This window comes from uncultured Paracoccus sp., from assembly GCF_947487305.1.
In the GTDB taxonomy this organism is placed as follows: domain Bacteria; phylum Pseudomonadota; class Alphaproteobacteria; order Rhodobacterales; family Rhodobacteraceae; genus Paracoccus.
The window spans coordinates 88,445-110,347 of sequence record NZ_CANKWH010000010.1; the positions used below are offsets into that span (position 1 = coordinate 88,445).

General features: G+C 66.8%; 18 protein-coding genes. 8 read left to right on the forward strand and 10 right to left on the reverse strand.

All coding sequences use genetic code 11. The annotated features are described in order from the left end of the window. Nucleotides 1-29 precede the first annotated feature (29 nt). Genes dnaN through Q1A36_RS13345 form a run of 3 tightly spaced genes read left to right on the forward strand, consistent with a single transcriptional unit; the run spans nucleotide 30 to nucleotide 2,856 of the window. On the forward strand, nucleotides 30-1,148 hold the full coding sequence (gene dnaN / locus Q1A36_RS13335) for a DNA polymerase III subunit beta (RefSeq protein WP_299844847.1): 1,119 nt from the start codon (nucleotides 30-32) through the stop codon (nucleotides 1,146-1,148). Next, complete coding sequence (gene recF / locus Q1A36_RS13340) at nucleotides 1,145-2,224, forward strand: DNA replication/repair protein RecF (protein WP_299844848.1); 1,080 nt, start codon at nucleotides 1,145-1,147, stop codon at nucleotides 2,222-2,224. Before dnaN ends, recF begins: the two co-directional genes overlap by 4 nt. Then, on the forward strand, nucleotides 2,221-2,856 hold the full coding sequence (locus Q1A36_RS13345) for a LysE family translocator (RefSeq protein ID WP_299844851.1): 636 nt from the start codon (nucleotides 2,221-2,223) through the stop codon (nucleotides 2,854-2,856). The genes recF and Q1A36_RS13345 overlap by 4 nt, the downstream gene beginning before the upstream one ends. 4 nt (nucleotides 2,857-2,860) lie before the next feature. Here Q1A36_RS13345 and Q1A36_RS13350 read toward each other — a convergent pair whose 3' ends face one another. Next, nucleotides 2,861-4,405, reverse strand: a complete 1,545-nt coding sequence (locus tag Q1A36_RS13350) for a phosphatidylserine/phosphatidylglycerophosphate/cardiolipin synthase family protein (RefSeq protein WP_299844854.1) — start codon at nucleotides 4,403-4,405, stop codon at nucleotides 2,861-2,863. Between the two features lie 168 nt (nucleotides 4,406-4,573). Between Q1A36_RS13350 and gyrB the strand changes: the two genes are divergently transcribed. Together gyrB and Q1A36_RS13360 are read left to right on the forward strand one after the other, a co-directional pair. Beyond that, a complete protein-coding gene (gene gyrB / locus Q1A36_RS13355; protein ID WP_299844857.1) occupies nucleotides 4,574-7,012 on the forward strand; it encodes a DNA topoisomerase (ATP-hydrolyzing) subunit B in 2,439 nt (812 codons plus the stop codon). A gap of 187 nt (nucleotides 7,013-7,199) precedes the next feature. Further along, on the forward strand, nucleotides 7,200-7,985 hold the full coding sequence (locus Q1A36_RS13360; protein WP_299844860.1) for an outer membrane beta-barrel protein: 786 nt from the start codon (nucleotides 7,200-7,202) through the stop codon (nucleotides 7,983-7,985). On the opposite strand, the gene pdeM is transcribed toward Q1A36_RS13360, so the two are convergent. Both pdeM and Q1A36_RS13370 read right to left on the reverse strand, forming a co-directional pair. Continuing rightward, nucleotides 7,975-8,694, reverse strand: a complete 720-nt coding sequence (gene pdeM, locus Q1A36_RS13365; RefSeq protein ID WP_299844863.1) for a ligase-associated DNA damage response endonuclease PdeM — start codon at nucleotides 8,692-8,694, stop codon at nucleotides 7,975-7,977. The genes Q1A36_RS13360 and pdeM overlap by 11 nt on opposite strands. Further along, on the reverse strand, nucleotides 8,691-11,069 hold the full coding sequence (locus tag Q1A36_RS13370) for a ligase-associated DNA damage response DEXH box helicase (protein WP_299844866.1): 2,379 nt from the start codon (nucleotides 11,067-11,069) through the stop codon (nucleotides 8,691-8,693). The genes pdeM and Q1A36_RS13370 overlap by 4 nt, the downstream gene beginning before the upstream one ends. Before the next feature lie 101 nt (nucleotides 11,070-11,170). Between Q1A36_RS13370 and Q1A36_RS13375 the strand changes: the two genes are divergently transcribed. Next, entirely contained in the window at nucleotides 11,171-11,854 is a 684-nt protein-coding gene (locus Q1A36_RS13375) for an SGNH/GDSL hydrolase family protein (protein WP_299844869.1), read from the forward strand. Nucleotides 11,855-11,871: 17 nt separating this feature from the next. Here Q1A36_RS13375 and Q1A36_RS13380 read toward each other — a convergent pair whose 3' ends face one another. The 3 genes from Q1A36_RS13380 to Q1A36_RS13390 are packed head-to-tail and all read right to left on the reverse strand — an operon-like array spanning nucleotide 11,872 to nucleotide 14,918. After that, entirely contained in the window at nucleotides 11,872-13,422 is a 1,551-nt protein-coding gene (locus tag Q1A36_RS13380) for a cisplatin damage response ATP-dependent DNA ligase (RefSeq protein ID WP_299844872.1), read from the reverse strand. Continuing rightward, nucleotides 13,419-14,411, reverse strand: a complete 993-nt coding sequence (locus tag Q1A36_RS13385) for a ligase-associated DNA damage response exonuclease (protein WP_299844875.1) — start codon at nucleotides 14,409-14,411, stop codon at nucleotides 13,419-13,421. The genes Q1A36_RS13380 and Q1A36_RS13385 overlap by 4 nt, the downstream gene beginning before the upstream one ends. A 30-nt stretch (nucleotides 14,412-14,441) precedes the next feature. Next, nucleotides 14,442-14,918, reverse strand: coding sequence for an Lrp/AsnC family transcriptional regulator (locus Q1A36_RS13390; protein ID WP_299844878.1), 477 nt, complete (start codon nucleotides 14,916-14,918; stop codon nucleotides 14,442-14,444). Nucleotides 14,919-15,008: 90 nt separating this feature from the next. On the opposite strand from Q1A36_RS13390, the gene Q1A36_RS13395 reads away from it, so the two are divergent. Beyond that, nucleotides 15,009-16,400, forward strand: coding sequence for an aminotransferase class V-fold PLP-dependent enzyme (locus Q1A36_RS13395; RefSeq protein WP_299844881.1), 1,392 nt, complete (start codon nucleotides 15,009-15,011; stop codon nucleotides 16,398-16,400). Here the strand turns inward: Q1A36_RS13395 and Q1A36_RS13400 are convergent. Continuing rightward, complete coding sequence (locus tag Q1A36_RS13400) at nucleotides 16,381-17,091, reverse strand: YafY family protein (RefSeq protein WP_299844884.1); 711 nt, start codon at nucleotides 17,089-17,091, stop codon at nucleotides 16,381-16,383. The genes Q1A36_RS13395 and Q1A36_RS13400 overlap by 20 nt on opposite strands. A gap of 64 nt (nucleotides 17,092-17,155) precedes the next feature. On the opposite strand from Q1A36_RS13400, the gene Q1A36_RS13405 reads away from it, so the two are divergent. Then, a complete protein-coding gene (locus Q1A36_RS13405; RefSeq protein WP_299844887.1) occupies nucleotides 17,156-17,743 on the forward strand; it encodes a glutathione S-transferase family protein in 588 nt (195 codons plus the stop codon). A 3-nt stretch (nucleotides 17,744-17,746) separates the two neighbouring features. Here Q1A36_RS13405 and Q1A36_RS13410 read toward each other — a convergent pair whose 3' ends face one another. From Q1A36_RS13410 to Q1A36_RS13420, 3 genes are all read right to left on the reverse strand, one after another. Then, nucleotides 17,747-19,357, reverse strand: coding sequence for a GMC family oxidoreductase N-terminal domain-containing protein (locus Q1A36_RS13410; protein WP_299844890.1), 1,611 nt, complete (start codon nucleotides 19,355-19,357; stop codon nucleotides 17,747-17,749). Nucleotides 19,358-19,363: 6 nt separating this feature from the next. Further along, nucleotides 19,364-20,902 (reverse strand): trimethylamine methyltransferase family protein, encoded by a 1,539-nt coding sequence (locus Q1A36_RS13415; protein WP_299844893.1) that lies wholly within the window; start codon nucleotides 20,900-20,902, stop codon nucleotides 19,364-19,366. Nucleotides 20,903-20,991: 89 nt separating this feature from the next. Further along, on the reverse strand, nucleotides 20,992-21,819 hold the full coding sequence (locus Q1A36_RS13420; RefSeq protein WP_299844896.1) for a helix-turn-helix transcriptional regulator: 828 nt from the start codon (nucleotides 21,817-21,819) through the stop codon (nucleotides 20,992-20,994). Between the last annotated feature and the right edge of the window lie 84 nt (nucleotides 21,820-21,903).

Genomic DNA, 21,903 nt, shown 5'->3' on the forward strand with positions numbered 1-21,903 from the left:
CAAGGGGTCCGGCAAGGTGAGGGACGGACATGAAATTCTCGATCGAGCGCGCGGTTCTGGTCAAGGCCGTCTCACAGGCCCAATCCGTCGTCGAACGCCGCAACACCATCCCGATCCTCGCCAATGTGCTGATCGAGGCGACGGCCGAGGGCGTCAGCTTCCGCGCCACCGATCTGGATACCGAGGTGGTCGATCGCGCCCCCGCGCAGGTCGAACGTCCCGGTGCCACCACGGTCAGCGCCGCCATGCTGAACGAAATCGCCCGCAAGCTGCCCGACGGGTCGCTGGTCAAACTCGCCTCGGATGACGCGGCAGGCCGGCTGACGGTGCAGGCGGGCAAGTCGAATTTCAGCCTCGCGACCCTGCCGCGCGAGGATTTCCCGGTCATGGCCTCGACCGAATATGCCGCCAATTTCAGCGCCCCGGCGGGTGTGCTGCGGCGGCTCTTCGACAAGTCGAAATTCGCCATCTCGACCGAGGAGACGCGTTATTACCTGAACGGCGTCTACATGCATGTGGCGCAATCCGAGGAGGGTCCGGTGCTGCGCTGCGTGGCGACCGATGGCCACCGTCTGGCCCGGATCGACGCGCCCCTGCCCGAGGGCGCCGCGAACATGCCCGGCGTGATCGTGCCGCGGAAGACCGTGGCCGAGCTGCGCAAGCTGCTGGACGAGGATGATGCCGCCATCGCGGTCTCGGTCAGCGAGACCAAGGTGCGTTTCGCCACCGCCACCATCACCCTGACCTCGAAGGTCATCGACGGCACCTTCCCCGATTACAGCCGCGTCATTCCCTCGGGCAATACCCGCAAGCTCGAGGTCGATGCCGGCGATTTCGCCAAGGCCGTCGACCGCGTCGCCACCGTCAGCAGCGAACGTTCGCGCGCGGTCAAGCTGGCGCTGGACGAGGACCGGCTGATCCTGTCGGTCAACGCCCCCGATGCCGGTGCGGCGGACGAGGAACTGGCCGTGGCCTATGCCGATGATCCGCTGGAAATCGGCTTCAATGCCAAGTACCTGCAGGAAATCGCCAGCCAGGTGGACCGCGAGAATGCCGTCTTCCTGTTCAACGGCTCGGGCGACGCCGCGCTGATCCGCGAGGGCGGCGATACCAGCGCCGTCTATGTCGTCATGCCGATGCGGGTGTGACGCTCAGCCACCTGTCCCTGGCGCAGTTCCGGTCATGGCCGCGCCTCGCCCTCGACCTGGATCACCGCCCCGTCGCGATTTTCGGCGCGAACGGATCGGGCAAGACCAATATCCTTGAAGCTTTGTCGATGCTGGCCCCGGGCCGGGGTCTGCGCAATGCCGCGCCGGGCGATCAGGCGCGGCAGGGAGTGGAAGCCGGCTGGCGTATCCGCGCCGGGATCGGGGATCAGCAGGTCGGCACCGAGGCGCTTCCGGGGCAAAGCCGTTCTGTCCTGATCGACGACAAGCCCGTGCCGCAGGTGGCGCTTGGCCGGCTGCTGCGGGTGATCTGGCTGGTCCCGGCGATGGACCGGCTGTGGTCGGACGCGCCCGAGACGCGGCGGCGCTTCCTTGACCGGGTGACGCTGAGCCTGATCCCCGACCATGCCGAGATCGCCCTGGCCTATGACAAGGCCATGCGCGAGCGGAACCGGCTTCTGCGCGACCAGATCGGCGATCCGGGCTGGTTTCGCGCGCTCGAGACGCAGATGGCGGACTCGGGCGCGGCGCTGACCCGCAACCGCCTGTCGGCCATCGCCGCGATCAGTGCTGCGCAGGACGAGGGCGCGACGCAGTTTCCCGCCGCAACCCTGACGCTGCTGCCGGGCGAGGGCTTTGCCGATGATGCCGATCCGGCCAGCATCGCCGCGCGCATGGCCGCGATGCGCCCCCGCGATCTGGCCGCCGGGCGCAGCCTGACCGGCCCGCACCGCGCGGATCTGGGCGCGCATTGGGGACCGCAGGACATGCCCGCCGCGCTCAGCTCGACCGGCGAGCAGAAGGCCCTGCTCTTGTCGCTGATCCTCGCCAATGCCCGCGCGCTGACCGATCAGCCGGTCGTGCTGCTGCTCGACGAGGTGGCGGCCCATCTTGACGCCGACCGCCGCGCCGCCCTTTACGCCGAGATTGCCGCGCTGCCGGCGCAATCCTTGCTGACCGGGACCGGGGCCGAGTTGTTCGAAGCCTTCGGTCCCGAGGCAAGGCGGCTGAATGTGACCAAGACGGGCGGCGCCTCTGCCGCCGAGGAGATCGAATGACCCTCTCTGCCGAATCGATCTGGCTTTACGCCGGGGCCATGGTGGCGATCTGGCTGACCCCCGGACCGGTCTGGGTGGCGATCATGGCGCGGGCTTTGTCCTCGGGCTTTGCCGGGGTCTGGCCGCTGGCGATCGGCGTGGCCATCGGCGACATGATCTGGCCGCTTGTGGCGATCTTCGGCCTGTCGGTAATCGTGGCGCAAAGCGTGGTTCTGCTCGAGGCGCTGCGCTGGATCGCCGCCGCCGTCTTCATCGGCATGGGTATCCTCTTGATCCGCAGCGCCAGCCAGCCGGTGGGCAGCGACAGCCGGTTGACCAGACGCGGGCGTTGGGCGGGCTTCACCGCGGGCCTGCTGGCGATTGCCGGCAATCCCAAGGCGGCGCTGTTCTATATCGGCGTGCTGCCGGGGTTCTTCGGTCTGGCACAGATCACCGCGGGCGATGTGGTGCTGATCGTTGCCATGTCGGCGGCGATTCCCTTCGTGCTGAACATGGGCATGGGGGCTGCGGTGGCGGCAGCGCGGCAGAGGCTGGCAACACCCTCGGGGATGCGGATGATGAACATGGTCTCGGGCGGTCTGTTGATCGCCGTGGGCAGCGTCATCGGGCTGAGCCAGTTGCTCGCCGGCTGAGGCCTTACAGCAGCCACTCGATCGGCAGCACGTTCAGCACATAGACCGCCACCCGATCGAGGACATCCAGATCGGGTTCGTGCTCGAGGGTGATCACGCTGCCATCGGGCTGCGGGTCGCGCCAGACCATCTTGTTCCCCTCAAGTTCCGGCTGGAAGCTGCGCCTAGACAACCCGTCGGTCAGCGCGGTGCTGCCGGCTTTGGCGATGGCGGGGCTGTCGATCAGGAAGCCCATCTCGCAGTTCAGCGCGGCCGAGCGGGGATCGAAATTGAACGAGCCGATGAAGACCCGCCGATCGTCAACCGAAAAGGTCTTGGCATGCAGGCTCGAGCCGGAAAAGCCGCTCGGGCGCAGCTCGGCCCGGCCCTGCGCAATGCCTTCGATCGGCTTCAGCTCATAGAGGGTAACGCCGGCTTCCAGCAGCTCGCGCCGGTATTTCACATAGCCGGCATGAACCATCGGCACATCGGTCGCCTGCCAGGAATTGGTCATGATGCGGACATCCACGCCCGATTCTGCCAGCTTCGAAAAGAAGCCGCTGCCCGCCTTGCCCGGCACGAAATAGGCCGAGATCAGGTCAAGCCGCGTGGTCACGCTGCCAAGGATCGCCCCCAGCCGCGACATCATCAGATCTTCGCGCGAATGCGTGCCCATGCCCTTGATCGGGTCATCGGCGACCACCTGCACCTCGGTCCATTCCATCGGCGGCGCGTTGCGGCGAACCAGCCGCTCGCCGGCGCTGGCCTCGGCCTTGATGACCGTCTGCGCCTCGGGCGTGGCTGCGGCTTCGGCCACCCCCTTGTCGAACGCTGCCATGTCGCCCGGACCCGCGATCACCTGTTCCAGCGCCAGAACCGGCTCGCTGTTCCAGTACTGGTCGAAGATCGCGGCCGTGTCAGTGACCACGTCGCCCACGCCCAGCACATCCAGGTCCAGGTAGGCCGGCACATCACCGATGGCAAAATACTCGTCGCCGATATTCCTGCCGCCCACGATCGCCACCGCGCCATCGACCAGAAAGGCCTTGTTGTGCATCCGCCGGTTCATCCTGAGCGGATAAAGCACATAGCCCAGACCCTTCGGATTGCGCACCGTGGATGGGTTGAACAGCCGGACCGAGAAATTCGGCAGCGCGTTCAGCGCCGCGAGCATCTGATCCATCCCGGCAATGCCATTGTCATCCAGAAGCAGGCGCACCCGCACGCCCCGTTCGGACGCATCGCGCAGCGCGTCCAGCAGCAACATCCCCGAGGTGTCGTCGTGCCAGATGTAATACATCGCATCGATCGAGCGTTCCGCCCCTTCGGCCAGCTTCATCCGGCTCATCAGTGCGCCCTGACCGTCGGGCAGGGGCACCACGCCGCTTTTCCCGGCATGGGCCGACATCGCCTCGACCGCCTGCGGACCAAGCGTGGTGGTCGGGTCGAAGGGAATGGCGCTTTCGACCGCGCGCCCCTCGGTCGAGGGCACGGCAAAGATCATCCGTCCCGCGACCCAGACCAGCAGCAGCGTCAGAAGGATGACCAGCAAAATCCGAATCCATCGCATGATTGGCACCCGTTCCCGTCCCTTGTCCGGCTCTTTTAGACGCCGATCCGCAGGCTTGCGCAAGAATTCGCGTTCAAGCCGCCAAATACCCCGAAATACAGTGCCTTTCCCGTGACTTTACCCCGGCGAATGACTATATCGGGCGCAGATGAACAGGAATTTTCTCGCATGACCGACACCGCCCCCCAGCCCGTTGAATACGGCGCCGATTCGATCAAGGTTCTCAAGGGGTTGGAAGCCGTCCGCAAACGCCCCGGCATGTATATCGGCGATACGGATGACGGCTCGGGCCTGCATCACATGGTTTACGAGGTCGTGGACAACGGCATCGACGAGGCGCTGGCAGGACATGCCGACTTCGTCAAGGTCAAGATCCATGCCGATAACAGCGTCTCGGTGCGCGACAACGGCCGCGGCATCCCGGTCGACCTGCATCCGACCGAAGGCGTTTCGGCGGCCGAGGTCATCATGACCCAGCTTCATGCCGGCGGTAAATTCGACCAGAACAGCTACAAGGTCTCGGGCGGCTTGCACGGGGTCGGCGTCTCGGTGGTGAACGCGCTCAGCGACTGGCTGGAACTGCGCGTCTGGCGCAATGGCAAGGAGCATTACGCCCGCTTCGAGAAGGGCGAGACGGTCGAACATCTGCGCGTGGTGGGCGATGCCCAACCGGGCGAGAAGGGGACCGAGGTGCGCTTTCTCGCCTCGAACCGCCAGACCGATCCGAACGGGACCTTCAGCAATCTGGATTACGTCTTCAAGACGCTGGAAAACCGGCTGCGCGAACTGGCCTTCCTGAACAGCGGCGTGAAGATCATTCTCGAGGATGACCGCCCCGCCGAACCGCTGCATACCGAACTGTTCTACGAGGGCGGCGTGCGCGAATTCGTGCGCTATCTGGACCGTTCGAAAACCTCGGTCATGCCGGACCCGATCTTCATGACCGGCGAGAAGAACGGCATCGGCGTCGAAGTGGCGATGTGGTGGAATGACAGCTACCACGAAACCGTGCTGCCCTTTACCAACAACATCCCGCAGCGCGATGGCGGCACCCATCTGGCGGGTTTCCGTGGCGCGCTGACCCGGGTGATCACCAAATACGCGCAGGACAGCGGCATCGCCAAGCGCGAGAAGATCGACTTCACCGGCGATGACGCCCGCGAGGGTCTGACCTGCGTGCTGTCGGTCAAGGTGCCCGATCCGAAATTCTCCAGCCAGACCAAGGACAAGCTGGTGTCGTCCGAGGTCCGCCCTGCGGTCGAGGGTCTGGTGGGCGAGAAGCTGTCGGAATGGTTCGAGGAGAACCCAGCCGAGGCGCGCCAGATCATCGGCAAGATCGTCGAGGCGGCGCTGGCCCGCGAGGCGGCGCGCAAGGCCCGCGAACTGACCCGGCGCAAGACCGCGATGGACGTGGCCAGCCTGCCCGGCAAGCTGGCCGACTGTCAGGAAAAGGACCCGGCGCTGTCGGAACTGTTCATCGTCGAGGGGGACTCGGCCGGCGGTTCGGCCAAGCAGGGCCGTTCGCGCAAGAACCAGGCCGTGCTGCCTCTACGCGGCAAGATCCTGAACGTCGAGCGCGCGCGCTTCGACCGGATGCTCTCCAGCGAACAGATCGGCACGCTGATCACGGCGCTTGGCACCGGCATCGGGCGCGACGAGTTCAACCTGGACAAGCTGCGCTACCACAAGATCGTCATCATGACCGATGCCGACGTGGACGGCGCGCATATCCGCACGCTGCTTCTGACCTTCTTCTTCCGGCAGATGCCCGAGCTGATCGAGGCCGGCCATCTCTATATCGCGCAACCGCCGCTCTATAAGGTCGGGCGCGGCCGCTCCGAGGTCTATCTGAAGAACGAGGCTGCGCTGGAGGATTACCTGATCGAGCAGGGTCTGGAGGGTGCGTCGCTGGTTCTGGCCGGCGGCGAGCAGCTGACCGGCAACGACCTGCGCCGCGTCGTGGAAGAGGCGCGGCTGGTCCGGCGCATCCTGCGCACCTATCCGACCCATTACCCGCCCCATATCACCGAACAGGCGGCGATCGCCGGCGCGCTGCTGCCGGGCCGGGTCGATGCCGATGCTCAGGGCGTGGCCAACGCCGTTGCCGCGCGGCTGGACCTGATCGGCGCGGAATACGAGCGCGGCTGGTCCGGCCGTCCGACGCAGGATGGCGGCATTCGACTGGCGCGGATGCTGCGCGGAGTCGAAGAAAACCGCACGCTGGACGGTCCGATGCTGCGCAGCGGGGAAAGCCGCCGTTTGGGCGAGATGACCAAGGCGCTGCAGGATATCTATGGCGCCACTGCGCATCTGGTGCGCAAGGACCGCGACCTGCCGATTCATGGCCCGCTTGGTCTGTTGCAGGCGATCTTCCTCGAGGGCGAAAAGGGCCTGTCGCTGCAACGCTACAAGGGTCTGGGCGAGATGAACCCGGAACAGCTGTGGGAGACCACGCTGGACCCCGATGCCCGGACCATGCTGCAGGTCAGGATCGAGGATCTGGCCGAGGCCGAGGACCTGTTCACCAAGCTGATGGGTGACGTTGTCGAACCGCGCCGCGAGTTCATCCAGCAGAACGCGCTGAGCGTTGAGAACCTGGATATCTAGATCTACCGGCGCGCGAAAAACTGCGCATTTCCTGTGTCGAATATGCCGCGATCTGCCGTAAAATCCGGCGGATCGCAAAAGGTGCTGGCCGAGAACACCGGCAAAGGTGCATTCTATTGGCAACTATTCCCCCGCCTCTGGTGCCCTCGATACAGCGCGCGCCAACTAGTCTCCAAGGAGCTGTTTTATGTTCACGATTTCCAAATCCCCCTTTGCCGCGGCCGCCGTTCTCGCGCTGCTGGCGCCTGTTGCCCATGCCGGCGGCTACACCGCCCCGGTCGAGCCCGCGCCGATCATCGCCCCGGTGGTGGATGCCCCGGTCGCACCCTGGGCCGGCGCCTATGCCGGCGGCTCGCTGGGGTATAGCTTCGGTGCGGATGACGAGATCGGGTGGGAGACTTTTGAAGGCGACATGAGCGTGGCCCGTGGAACGAAACTTGGTCAAGTCGACGTTACCGGCCCGACCGCTGGCCTGCAGGTTGGCTATCGCTGGCAACGCAACAACTGGGTGTTCGGGCCCGAGCTTTGGGCCGAAATGGGCAGCGTCGATGATACCGATTCGGTCGTGTACACCGACAGCTATATCTTCGAAGGTGAGAATGTCGAACTGGATCTCAGCGGCGATGTCGAATCCAAGGTGAACCATATTCTGGGTCTTCAGTTCAAGACCGGCTACCTGACCAGTCCGAACACGATGGTCTATGGTACCGCAGGTCTTGTGCGTGGCGATTTCGAGTACAAAGTCAGCCAGGGTGGAGCTTCGCGGACCGAGGGTTATACGGCGAATGGTTATTCGCTGGGTTTGGGTGTCGAACGCAAGCTCAACACGCGCACCTCGGTCTTTGCAGAATGGCAGTATCGCAACTTCGGCAAGACGGACGTCAACTTCAACAATGATGACGACTCGGCGTTCCGCACCGTTGCGACCCCCGAGCATCACAATATCAAGCTCGGTCTGAACTTCAGCTTCTGATCCGACCAAGACGACACCAGCAAGGCCGGCCGCCCTCGCGCGCCGGCCTTTCTCCTGCCCGGTGACGCTGCCCGATCGGCAGGGCCAGCGCCCGCGCGCCGCAGGCCACCGCCAGCCCCTCGGGCACCAGCGTAGCCAGCGCCGGGTGATCGGCGATCAGCCCGCCGGTATAGGCGCCGAAGGCCGGCAGGATCAGGTGATCGCGCCCGATCAGGAAACAGCGACGCCTTTGCCCGGCCAGCCGGATGCAGGGGTGGAAATGCCCGGACATATCCGGCCCTGCACCCGCCTCGTGGCGCAGAGTGATGCCGGCGTCCATCTCGGGCAAGCTGTGCCCGGGCAGTCGCTCCGGCACCGCGCCGGGATCGTGATTGCCGGTGATCCAGACCCAGTCGCGCCCCTCGGCCAACCGGTGCAGCCGGTCGCAGATATCATCCGCCAGCTCGCGCCCCGCCGCGTCGTCATCGAACCCGTCGCCAAGGCTGATGACTGTCGTAGGGTCGGTCGCCGCGATCTCGGCCCCCAGCCGGTCCAGCGTGGCTGCGACCTCGTAGGGCGGCAGCAGGGCGCCGCCCCGCCGGGCCATCCGTTCGGACTTGCCCAGATGCAGGTCAGCCACGACCAGCCAGCGGCGGTCCGGCCACCACAGCGCGCCCGAGGCCCGCGCCTCGAGCCGCTGTCCCGCAAAGTCGAACACATATCCCGTCACGCCAGTCCCGCCTCTGCCATCAGCGCCGCCGCCTCGGCCTCGGCCAGCCGCTCGCGCCCCTGTCCCGCGATCGGCACGCGGCCCACCTCCAGCAGCAGGGGCGCCGCCAGCGGCGACACCCGATCCAGCATCCGGTGATCCAGCCGGGGCGAGCGGTCCAGCATCTCCTCGATCCGGTCGAAATCCACAAGCCCCCGCCGCGCCTCGTCGGCGGTGATGCGCAGCATCAGGTGATCCGGGTCGTATTTCCTCAGCGTGTCGTAAAGGATATCGCTGGAAAAGGTCGCCTGCCGCCCGGTCTTGCGCTGGCCCGGCAGGTTGCGCTGGATCAGCCCGGCGATGGTGGCGACGGTCCGAAAGGTGCGCTTCATCACCGCATTGCTGCCGAGCCAGTCGCCCAGCCCCGTGCGCAGCCCCTCGCGGTCCAGAAGCGGCGCGGGATCGATCACCGGATCGAGCGACCAGATCAGCAGCGCGTAATCGGTCGAGAGAAACCCCAGCGGCCCCAGCCCGGCTTCCTCCATCATGCGCGTCATCAACAGGCCAAGCGTCTGCAGCGCGTTCCGCCCGGCAAAGCCGTACAGCGCGAAATGCCACAGGCCGTCATGGCGGAAGCTTTCGCTTTGCAGCACGCCGGGACGGGGCAGGGCGCTGACCTCGGACTGCAGCGCCAGCCAGTCGCGGGTGGTCCGGGGCAGGGCGTGGTGATGCGACGGATCGCCGATCAGCGCCTGCACCCGATGCGAGAGCTGCGTCGAGGTGGCCAGCTTTACCCCGGAAAACACCGCGATCTTGGGCTTCCGGGTCGGCTGTCTGGTCACCTCAACCACCATCTCGCGCAGGCCTTCATAGCGCACGGTCTGGCCGCCGATCAGGAAGGTGTCTCCAGGTTCGAGACTTGCGGCAAAGGCCTCCTCGACCTCGCCGAGAGGCGCGCCGCCACGCCCGCGAAAGCGCACCTTCAGCATCTCGGCCTCGACGATGGTGCCGATGTTCATGCGCAGATCGCGCGCCGCACGCGGGTCGCGCATCCGCCACAGCCCGTCGCGCAGCATCAGCCGCTGCCAGCGGTCATAGGCCCGAAGCGAATAGCCCCCGGTCGCGGCGAAATCGAGGCAGGCATCGAAATCGGCGCGGGTCAGGGCGCGATAGGGGCCGGCGGTGATGACCTCGGCGTAAAGCGCATCGGCCTCGAACGGCCCGGCGCAGGCGGTCAGCAGAATGTGCTGGCAGAGCACATCCAAGGGCCCCGGCCCGCGCGGGTCGCCGTCGAGATCGCGTTCCGCCACCGCCTCCAGCGCCGCCACGCATTCGATTACCTCGAAGCGGTTGGCCGGCACGATGCGGGCGCGCGAGGGGGCGTTGTAGCGGTGGTTCGCCCGTCCGATCCGCTGCACCAGCCGCTTCACGTTCTTCGGCGCGCCGACCTGGATGACCAGATCGACCGCGCCCCAGTCGATGCCCAGATCGAGACTGCCGGTCGCCACCACCGCCCGGAGCTGCCCCGCCGCCATCGCCGCCTCGACCCGCTGCCGCGCCTCGCGGGCAAGGCTGCCGTGATGCAACCCGATGGGCAGGTTCTCGTCATTCGCGGCCCAGAGCGCCTGGAAAAACAGCTCGGCCTGCGCGCGGGTGTTGATGAAGATGATGGTGGTGTTGGCCTGCCGCACCTGATCCAGCACCTCGGGAATGGCGTGATGCCCGCCCCCCCCGGCCCAGGGCGCGGGGCTCGCGGTGGGCAGCATGGCAATGTCGGGATCGGGGCCGGGATCGGCCTCGAGCACCTGCGCCCCGCCCATGAACCCGGCCAGCGCCTGAGGGTCCTCGACCGTGGCAGAAAGGCCAGTGACCTGCAGCCCGGGCGCAAGGCTGCGCAGTCGCGCCAACCCCAGCATCAGCTGATCGCCGCGCTTGTTCTCGGCCAGCGCGTGCAATTCGTCCAGCACCACGCGGCGAAGTCCGCCGAAGATCGCCGGAGCCTCGGGATAGGACAGCATCAGGGCCAGCGATTCCGGCGTGGTCAGCAGGATATCGGGTGGATCGACCCGCTGCCGCGCCCGTTGCGCCGGGCGGGTGTCGCCGGTCCGGTCCTCGATGCGGATCGCCAGCCCCAGATCGGCGACGGGTCGTGCAAGGTTGCGGGCGATATCCGCCGTCAGCGCCTTCAGCGGCGAGACGTAAAGCGTGTGCATCCCCTGATGTGCCCCACCGTCCAGATCGACAAGGCTGGGCAGGAACCCCGCCAGCGTCTTGCCGCCTCCGGTCGGCGCAATCAGCAGCGTGTCGCCCCCCGCCTCGAGCAGCGCCAGCTGATGCGGATGCGGCTGCCAGCCCTGACGGGCAAACCAGTCCTGAAAGCGCGGCGGCAGCGTCATCTTGACCTACCCCCTGCACGCGCCATTGTCGCGAATCTCGCCGCCATGCTAATCTGGCGGTGAACGACCATAGGTCTGATTTGACGGAGTTTTCTGCGGCGATGAGGTGGCGTCTGCTGCTGTGCCTGCTGGCCCTGACCGCCTGCATGTCCGCCCCGCCCGGCGCCAGCACGGGCCCGGCGCGTATCCTCGTGATCGGCGATTCTCTGATGGCCTGGAACCGGCTGCGCGGCGCCTCGGTCGCCAAGGCGCTGTCGGCCCAGCTGGGCGAGCCGGTCAGGGACAATTCGGTCTCGGGCGCGGTTCATGACCTCGGCGGCAAGCCGGCGGCTCAGGGCAGCCACGCCACCATCGCGCGGCAATACCGGTCCGGAAACTGGGATTGGGTGGTGATGGATGGCGGCGGGAACAACCTGCTGTTCGGCTGTGGCTGCAGCGATTGCGAGCCTCAGCTTGACGCGCTGATCTCGGAGGATGCGACGCAGGGAGCCATCCCCCGGCTGGTGGCGCAGATCAGGGCGGATGGCGCGCAGGTCATCCATACCGGCTACCTGCGCAGCCCCGGCTTTACCTCGCCGATCGAGCATTGCGGCCCGATCGGGGACGAGCTTGATCGCCGCCTTGCGCGGCTGGATGCCCGCGATCCGGGCATGGTCTTCCTCAGGCTGTCGGACCTGGTTCCAACGCCCGGCGACACCTCCTACCACGCGCTCGACCGCATTCACCCCTCGGCCAAGGGCAGTGCGGCGATTGCCGCGCGCATCGCCGCGATCATCCGGCCCTGACGGGAAAAGGCACCGGCTCATCCGATCATCGCCTTCAGGGTCTCCAGCCGGTCAGCTTCGGCGGCGGGCTTGTCCCACCGGATGCGGCTGATCCGGGGAAAGCGCATGGCGAGGCCGGATTTGTGCCGGCTCGAGGCGTTGACGCCCTCGAATGCCACTTCCAGCACCAGTTTCGGCTCAAGCGCGCGCACCGGGCCGAAGCGGTCGGTGGTGTGGTTGCGCACGAAGCGATCAAGCTCGCGCAATTCCTCGTCGGTGAAGCCGAAATAGGCCTTGCCGACCGGCAGCAGTTGATCGCCCGACCACAGGCCGAAGGTGAAATCGCTGTAAAAGCCGGAGCGTTTGCCATGCCCGCGTTGGGCGTAAAGCAGCACCGCATCGACCACCATCGGATCGCGCTTCCACTTGAACCACGGCCCGCGCGGGCGCCCGCCAACATAGGCGCTGTCGCGGCGCTTGATCATCACCCCCTCGATCACCGCATCCGGCGGGTCGGCCCGCAGCGCCGCCAGATCGTCCCATGTGGCAAAGTCCAGCCGGGGCGAGATATCGATTCGTTCAGACCCGAAATCGGTGCCTTCCAGCACCGCGCGACGCTCTGACAGCGGCAGGTCGCGCAGGTCGCTTCCCTGCCAGATCATCAGGTCATAAAGCCGCAGCCCCGCCGGATGGCTGGCCAGCATCGCCTTGCTGACCGCCTTGCGGCCAAGGCGCTTCTGCAGGTCGCCGAAGGGCGCGACCTCGGCCCCGCGCCGCACCAAGAGTTCGCCATCCGCCGCGCCATCGAAATTCAGCGCCGCGATCACATCGGGAAAGCTGGCCGAGATTTCTTCGCCGGTGCGCGAGAACAGCCGCCGCACGCCCCCGTCATTGATCGCCTGCACCCGGATGCCGTCCCATTTCCATTCGGCCAGATAGTCGGCGGGATCGAGCGCGCGAAGCTGATCCAGATCGGTCGGCGTCGACAGCATCACCGGCCGGAACGGCGCCTTCGCCGCCTGTTCCGGGCGCGCGCCACCGGCAATCCAGTCGAAAACCGGCTGATAGGGCGGGGTCAGCCCGTGCCAGATCTCCTCGATCGCGGCGACGCCCGGCCCGCCCATCTGCGCCAGCGCCATCCGGGCCATCCGCGCCGATAGGCCCACCCGCATATTGCCGGTGGCGAGCTTCAGGAAGGCCAGCCGCTGCGATGGCCCCAGCCGGTCCAGCACACCAGCGATGGCGGCGGGCAGGCCCGCCTTTCCGGTCGTCTGCAACAGCTCGACCGCCCGATGCAGCGGCAGGTCCTCGTCGCGGTTGCTGTCCCAGATCAGCGCGATGGTCTCGGCCAGATCACCGACGAAATCGTAGCTCAGGGCGAAAAGCTGCGCGTCCACCCGTTCGGCCACCAACCCGCGCAACAGGCTGGGCGTCACCGCGCGCAGGCTCAGATCGCCGGTCAGCGCCGCCAGCGCATAGCCGCGATCCGGGTCGGGCGTGACCTCGAGATAGTGCCGCAGCAATTGCAGCTTGCCATTGCGGGCCGGGGTAAAGGCCAGCCGTTCCAGCAGGGTCGCAAAACCCCTCATTCCGGCTCGTCCTCATAGCCCAACAGTCGCAGCGGGCGGGCGGCAAACCCCTCGATCTCGCACCAGCGCATCAGCCCGTCTTCGGTGCCGTGGGTGATCCAGACCTCTTCCGGGGCAAGCTCGCGGATGGTTGCCGTCACCTGCGGCCAGTCGACATGATCGCTGATGACCAGCGGCAGTTCGACGCCCCGCTGCCGCGCACGGGCGCGCACCGCCATCCAGCCCGAGGCGAAGCCGATGACCGGATCGGCGAAACGCTGGACCCAGGGACTGGCAAAGGCCGAGGGCGGGGCGATGACCAGTTGCGCGTTCACCTGGTCCGCCGTCGCCGGGACCAGCGGGCCAAGATCGATCCCCTGCTGAACGTGATAATCACAGAGCCGCTGCATCGCGCCGTGAATGGCGATCGGCCCATCAATGCCCGCCGCCCGCGCCAGCGCGATGACCCGCTGCGCCTTGCCAAGCGCATAGGCGCCGATCAGATGCGGGCGTTCGGGAAACTCCGCCATGCTGGCCCGCAGCCGCGCCATCTCGGCCATGGGATCGGGATGGCGAAAGACCGGCAGGCCGAAGGTCGCCTCGGTCACGAAGATATCGCAGGGCACCGGCTCATAGGGCGCACAGGTCGGATTCGGCGTGCGGCAGTAATCGCCCGAGACCACGATCTTCGGCCCCGCGTCAGCCGTCACCGCGATCTGCGCCGAGCCGAGGATATGCCCCGCCGGGTGAAAGCTGACGCTCACATCGCCAATGCGGATCGCCCCCTGGGCCGCCTGCCGCTGCCCGGCGAAATCATCGCCATAGCGGATCGCCATCATCTCCAGCGTTTGCCGCGTCGCCAGCACCGCCCCATGCCCGGCCCGGGCATGGTCGCCGTGCCCATGGGTGATCAGCGCGCGCGGCACCGGCCGCAGCGGATCGATATGGAAATCCCCTTGCGGGCAATAGAGGCCCGCTGGCGTGGGGTGCAGGATCTGGTCGGCGCGCATAGGGGAAATATGCGGAACATTTCGTGAAAATCAACGCGGGATGCGCAAGGGCCGTGCATCGAAGAGGGTTTCCATCGAGAAAACCCCGGTCACGCGCTCCAGATCCATGTCCGCGATCAGGGCCTTGTAGCAGCGGTCATAGCCCGCCATCGAGGTCGTCACCAGTTTCGCCATGTAATCCCATTCCCCGCCGATGCGGTGAAACTCGGTGATCTCGGGGATCGATTCGACCCGCGCGCGGAACTTGCGCGCCCAGGCATCGTCATGGTGGCGGGTGCGGATCATCACGAAGACGGTCAGATGCAGCCCAACCCGACCCGCATCGATCACCGCGCGGCTGCCCTGCAAGACCCCCGCCTCGGTCAGCCGCTGCAACCGCCGCCAGCAGGCATTCTGCGATAGCCCAATCCGCTCGGCCAGCGCGCGTTGCGACAGAGTGGCATCCTGTTGCAGCGCGGCAAGGATGCGGTGGTCAATTTCGTCAAGGATTATCGTTTCATCGTTCATTTGATCGGAAATATAGTGATCCTGCCGTGAGAAAGGAACATCTGATCGCCACACCACGGGTCATGATGCAGAAAAATCAGCGTAGGCGGCATGACATTCTTTGATCGGTTTCGGGCGGGGCTGGGTGGTATCGAAGCGCTGCATCACGGTGTCATCGGCCGCGATGCGGTGATCGAGGGGCCGTTCGGGCCGCGCCGCATGATCTATGCCGATTACGTTGCCTCCGGCCGGGCGCTGCGGCAGGTCGAGACGGCGATCATCGAGGAAGTGCTGCCCTGGTATGCCAACAGCCATACCGAGGCCAGCCATTGCGGCGGGATGATGACCCGGCTGCGCCGCGCCGCGCGGGCCGAGATCCTGCGCTGCGTGCGCGGCGGGGCGGATCATGCGGTGGTCTTCACCGGCTCGGGTGCGACGGCGGGGTTGAACCGGCTGGTGCATCTTTTCGGCGTGGGTCCGGGCTGGACCGTGCTGATCGGCCCCTATGAGCATCATTCGAACATCCTGCCCTGGCGCGAAAGCGGGGCAAGGGTGATCGAGATCCCCGAGGCCACGACGGGTGGCCCCGACATGGGCGCGCTGCAAGCGGCGCTGGCGGCGGCTGACGGGCCGGTGCTCGGCTCCTTCTCGGCGGCCTCGAACGTCACCGGGACGCTGACCGATGTGGCGGCGGTTACGGCGACGCTGAAACAGGCCGGGGCGCTGTCGGTCTGGGACTATGCCGGCGGTGCGCCCTATCTGCCGATCGACATGGGGCTGGGCATGGATGCCGTCGTCGCCTCGCCGCACAAGTTCATCGGCGGGCCGGGCGCCTCGGGCGTGATGATCCTGCGCCGCGCTTCGGTGGTGGCCGATCGGCCCACGCTGCCCGGTGGCGGCACGGTGCGCTTCGTCAATGGCAGCGGCCATGACTATGCACTCGCTGTCGAGGCGCGCGAGGAGGCCGGGACGCCGAACGTCGTCGGTGACATCCGCGCCGCGCTGGTCTTTGCGCTGAAGGATGCCATCGGGCAGGCGGCCATCGATGCGCGCCATGCCGACTGGCTGGACCGGACCGAACGGCTGCGCGCCGTGCCGAACCTGCATCTTCTGGGCAATCCTGAGGCCGCGCATCTGCCGATTCTCGCCTTCCGCATTGGTGACGGGCAGGGCGGATATGTTCATCAGCAACTGGCAACGCGGATGCTGTCGGACCTTTACGGCGTGCAGGCACGTGGCGGCTGCGCCTGCGCCGGCCCCTATGTCCATCGCCTGCTGGGCATCGGCGAGGATGAATCGCAGCGGTTGCGCGCCGCGATCCTGTCCGGCGAAGAGATCGAGAAACCCGGCTTCGTCCGCCTGAACCTCTGCTGGGCCGCCCCGGCGACCGAGATTGAGGCGATTCTTGATGCCATCACCGATCTGGCCGCCCATGCCGGCCGGCATCTGAACCGCTATCGCGTTGATCCGGCAACGGCGATCTTTACCCCTGTGGCGGCCTGATATGCGCCTCATCGCGGCGGGACTGGCGATACTCGCGCAGTAACGCCACCCGCCGCGGCCGGAAGCTTTCGCCCGATTGCCGCAGCGCAGTGATGCGGTTGATGTGGAACATGCGGAAATCCATCCGCAGTCGACAATGCGCCAGAACCAGCAGCGAGCGTTCGGAATAGCTGAGCCCCAGCGGCCAGATCACCCGCGTGCTGGTCGCGCCATTGAGGTCTGTATAGTCGATCTCGATCGCCTGTTCCTGCCAGCAGGCCTCGCGGATCGCCGCCAGATCGACCTGCGGCGGCGCGCGGTCGGGCTGGGGGGCGAAGCTGTGCATGATCGCGTGCAGGGCCTGCTGTGACTGGCGCTCGGGCAGGGTGGCGATGATCCGCGCCAGCGCCGCACGACCGGCATCGGTCAGCTCGTCATCGCCGATCCGGCCAAGCGCCATCACCGCCAGATGCAGCGATTCGATCTCGAGGCGGGAAAAGCTTTGCGGCGGCAAGGCCGGGTCCTCGGTCAGGCGATAGCCCAGCCCCGCCTCGCCATCGATCAGCGCGCCGCCCGCGCGCAGCGTGGCGATGTCGCGGTAAAGCTGCCGGGGCGAGACGCCGGTTTCCTCGGCCAGCCGCGCGGCGGTCACTGGTGCGGGCAGGCGGCGCATGGCGTCCATCAGCCGCATCAGCCGGTCGGTCCGGGCCATCCTGTCACCTTCTGTCAGCAGAACCGGGCTAGACCATGCGCATCAAAGGCGAAGGAGACAAGCCATGCTGACATTTTATCACGCCCCGAACAGCCGCTCGACCAGTATCCGGCAGCTGATCCACGAGCTGGGCGCGGGGGGTGAGATCAAGACGGTCGAGGTCACGATCCCGCGTCAGGACGGCTCGGGCGGGCGCGATCCGGCGAACCCGCATCCCGAGGGCAAGGTGCCCTACCTGGTCGATGGCGAGGATTTCGTGCGCGAACGGGCGGCGATCGTCCTTTACCTGACCGACCGCTTTCCCGCTGCCGGTCTCGGCCGCTCGGTCGGCGATCCGCAGCGCGGGCGCTATCTCTCGTGGCTGACCTGGTATCAGGGCGTGTTCGAGCCGGTGGCGATCCTCAGCTGGGCAGAGGTGGATCATCCGGCGATCAAGGCCAGCCTGCGCGACTATGACACCGCCATCCAGCGGCTGGACGAGGTGCTGTCGCAGCAGCCCTATCTGTTGGGCGACAAATACAGCGCCGCCGATCTGCTCTGCGCCGGACCTTTCGCGTGGTTCGGCGATCAGTTGCCGGCGACCCCGGCGATCAAGGACTGGGTGGCACGCTGCATGGACCGCGACTCGGTGCGGGCGACTGGAGAGCGCTAGGGTTCATACCCGGTCCAGCACGATGTCGGCGCCCCGCCAGCCCATCAGGATGGCCGGGGCGTTGGTATTGCCGCCGGGCAGGCTGGGGAAGGCCGAGGCATCGCAGACGCGAAGCCCCTCGACCCCGCGCACCCTGAGCCGCGCATCCAGCACCGACAGCGCCGGATCGCCGCCCATCCGCGCGGTGCAACTGGGGTGATAGACCGTCCCCGAGCGCGAGCGCAGGTCGTCGATCAGGGCGTCGTCGTCCTGCTTTTCGGGACCGGGCCGCAATTCCTCGGCGATCAGCGCGCGCATGGCGGGTTGCGCGGCGATGACCCGCAGGAATTTCACCGCCGCCAGCATCTCGGCCACGTCCTCGGCATGGGAATAGGCATTGGCGGTGATGCGCGGCCCCACGACCGGATCGGGCGAGGCGAGCGTGATCGCACCCCGCGAACGGGGGCGGCAGTTCGACAGACCGATGGAGAAGCCCGAGAACGGGTCCGGCGTCAGGATCGGCCTCTCGCCCGCGCGCGGCAACAGCGTCGAGAAGGCCTGAAAGTAGAGCTGCATATTCGGCCGCGCCTGACCCGGATCGGTGCGAAAGAAACCGCCCGCATGGTTGATCGAGCGCGCCAGCACCCCGCGCCGCAGCGCCAACCATTCGGCCCCGACCCGCAGCTTGCCCCACCACGGACGCAAGAGGTCGTTCAGGCTGGGGATGGTCGCGCGCCAGGTATAGTTGATGCCCTGATGATCGCTCAGATGCGCGCCGACATTGGCATTTTCGACCAGCACCGGCAGGCCCAGAGCCTGAAGCGCCGCCCCCGGTCCGATGCCCGAGAGCATCAGGAGTTGCGGCGTGTTGATCGCGCCGCCCGACAGGATCACCTCGCCGCCGCGCGCGACTTGCAGGCTGTCGCCCTGCCGATATTCCACCCCGACCGCCCGCGAGCCCTCGAAGACCACCCGCGTCACCTGCGCGCCCGTCATCACCTTCAGCCCGGGAAGCTCTCGCGCCGGGCGCAGGAAGGCGCGGGCGGCGCTGTTCCGGCGACCACCCTTGACGGTCTGCTGATAGGGGCCCACGCCTTCCATCGCGCGGCCATTGAAATCGGGGTTCTGCGGCAGCCCGGCCTGACCGGCCGCCGCCAGGAAGGCCCGGGTCAGCGGGTGCATCCCGTCCCGGCAGGCGGCGATGTGCAGGGGGCCGCCGGTGCCGCGCCACTCATCCGCGCCGGCCTCGTTATCCTCGAGCGCGCGGAAGGCCGGCAGAACCTCCGACCAGCCCCAGCCGCTCGCTCCCGCCGCTGCCCAATCGTCGTAATCGCCCGGATGGCCGCGGATCCACACCATCGCGTTGATCGAGGATGACCCGCCCAGCACCTTGCCGCGTGGCCAGTGGTCGCTTATGCCGTTCAGCCCCGGATCGGGCTCGGCCGCGTAGTTCCAGTTGACGCCGGGGTCCATGAACAGCTTTCCATAGCCAAGCGGCATCTCAACGAACAGCCGCCGGTCGCTGCCCCCCGCCTCGATCAGCAGCACCCGCCGCCCGGCCTCGGCCAGACGCGCTGCGAGGACCGATCCGGACGAGCCGGCGCCGACGATGATGTGGTCCCAATCGCCTTGCACGCTGGCTCAGAAATCCGTGGGCGCGCCGCCCTCGGCCTTCCGCCGGGCAACGAAATCCGACAATTCCTCGCGGATCCCCTCGTCCATCGGCGGCGGGGTGAAATTCTCGATGATCTCGCGGGAAATGCGATGGCCGCGGGCGATGCTGTCCTCGGCCCCGGCCAGTTCCCAGGCCTCGTAATTGCGCCAGTCCGAGGCGATGGGGGAATAGAAGGCGTTGGTATAGCGTTCCTGCGTATGGGCGCAGCCGAAGTAATGGCCGTTCGGCCCGACCTCGGCGATGGCATCCAGCGCGATATCCTCGGGCGCGGTCTGCCACAGAGGCGGCTCCATATAGCGCTGGATCATCTGCAGCACCTCGCAATCCAGCACGAATTTCTCGGGACTGGCGATCAGCCCGCCCTCGAGCCAGCCGGCGGCGTGATAGACGAGGTTCGAGCCAGATTGCACCGCCGCCCAGAGCGAGTTCGAGGTTTCCCACATCGCCTGTGCATCAGGGATATTGGACGTGCAGGTGCCTGAGGAGCGCAAGGGCAGGCCATAGAAGCGCGCCATCTGGCCGCTGATCTGGGTGGCGCGCATGTATTCCGGCGTGCCAAAGGCCGGCGCGCCGGATTTCATGTCCACGTTCGAGGTGAAGGTGCCGAAACCCACCGGACAGCCGGGCGCCGCATATTGCAGCAGCGCGATCGCCGACAGCCCCTCGGCCAGCGACAGGGCCACCGCGCCCGCCAGCGTCACTGGTGCCATCGCGCCTGCCAGCGTGAAGGGCGTGACGATCACCGCCTGCCCGGCGCGGGCGCAGCGCAGCGCACCGTCGATCATCGGGAAGTCATGCTTCAGCGGGCTGACCGAGTTGATGTTCGTATACATGCGCGGCGTATCGCGGAAGGACTCGTCCGTCAGGCCCCCGGCGATGCGCACCATCTCCATCACGTCCTCGACCCGCTCGCGCCCCAGCGAATAGGCATGGACCACCTTGTCGGTCAGGGTCAGCTTTTCGTAGAGGCAATCGAGGTGACGGACCGAGGGGTGGATGTCGATCGGTTCCACCGGGTAGCCGCCGGCGACATGGATGCAGTTGAAATATTGCGTCAGCTTCATGAAGTCGCGGAAGGTGTCGAAATCGCCCGAACGCTTGCCCCGGATCATGTCCCAGCTGTTCGGGGGCGAGCTGACATTGACGAAGACGATATGCTTGCCGCCGATGATGATCTGGCGGTCGGGATTGCGCGGGGTGATGGGGAAAGGTCCGGGCGCGCGGTCCAGCATCTCCATGACGAAATCCTCGTCCATGCGGACGTTCTGGCCCTCGACCTTGCAGCCGGCCTGCCGGAACAGGGCCAGCGCCTCGTCGTTCAGGAACTCGATGCCGATATCGCGCAGGATCGCCATCACGCCGCGATGGATGGCCTCTACGCCATCCGGGCCGATGGGCTCGGTCGGTGCGTCGGTGTTCAGCGGGATGCGCCAGGGCATCTGCTCGAGTGCACCGGCCTGACGCGGAGCGCGGCGGCCACGGCGGGCATGGGAGGTCTCGTTCATCGGCGGCCGTCCTGATCTGATGGCGCGATGATCGGCCTGTGTCGCCTTTCGCGCAATCGGGTAAGTTGGAACACCATTGTTGACCAAAGTCACAGTTTGCGCAGAAAGTCCCCAACCTCATGCGCCTGAACTGTGGCGGCACGCACCTGTCCGTCAAAACCGTGGACCAGATCGCGGATGGTCTGGCGGGCGCGGATCATCAGGTAGATGTCACCGGCAAAGATCGCGGCCCGCTGATAACCGAACAGCAGTTGCGGCAGCAGGAAGCCCCGCAGCCCGTCATAGAGATAAAGCCGAAAGCTGGGATAAAGCTCGTCGAGAATATCGGCCATATGGGTCAGTTGCACCCGCCGCTGGTCGCGGCTGAGACCGCGCCACAGGCCCGCGCCCACCGCGAATTCCTGCATCCGCTGGACCGAGACGCACATCTCCAGATCGGATTCCGCCTGCCGCACGTGGCCCAGTTGCAGGGCAGTCAGCGCCTCGGCCCGTTCGCGCGCATCGGGCGCGCCGGCGGTCTCGAAGGCGATGACGTCGGCGGTGCGCAGCATGGCGGGCAGGCGCGAGGGGACAGAGCGCACCTTCTGACCGAGCGTTTCCTGGTGCCATTGCTGGATCAGCGCCGGATCGGCATGGCCGTCACTCGGTTGCACCTCCATCCGGTCGGTGGTCTCGGTTGCGATGGCCGGATCGGCGGCCAGTCCCAGCAGCCAGTCGGTCGAGACATTGAACCCCGTCGACAGCGCCACCAGCGTCTCGGCGCGCGGCAACCGCACCTCGCGCCCCGACAGAAGCTGCGACAGGGCCGAGCGGTCGATGCCGATGCGGGTGGCGAAAGCCGATTGCGACAGGCCGGCCTGCGCCTGCAATTGCAGAAGCCGCTGGCGGAAGAGTTCCGATGTATCGCGCTTGTCCATGCTGCCCCGCCGGTGATCTGGCGCATCATACTGTGACTTCAGGAAACAAATCACGTCTTTTGTTACGATAATCTTCTTGCGGCA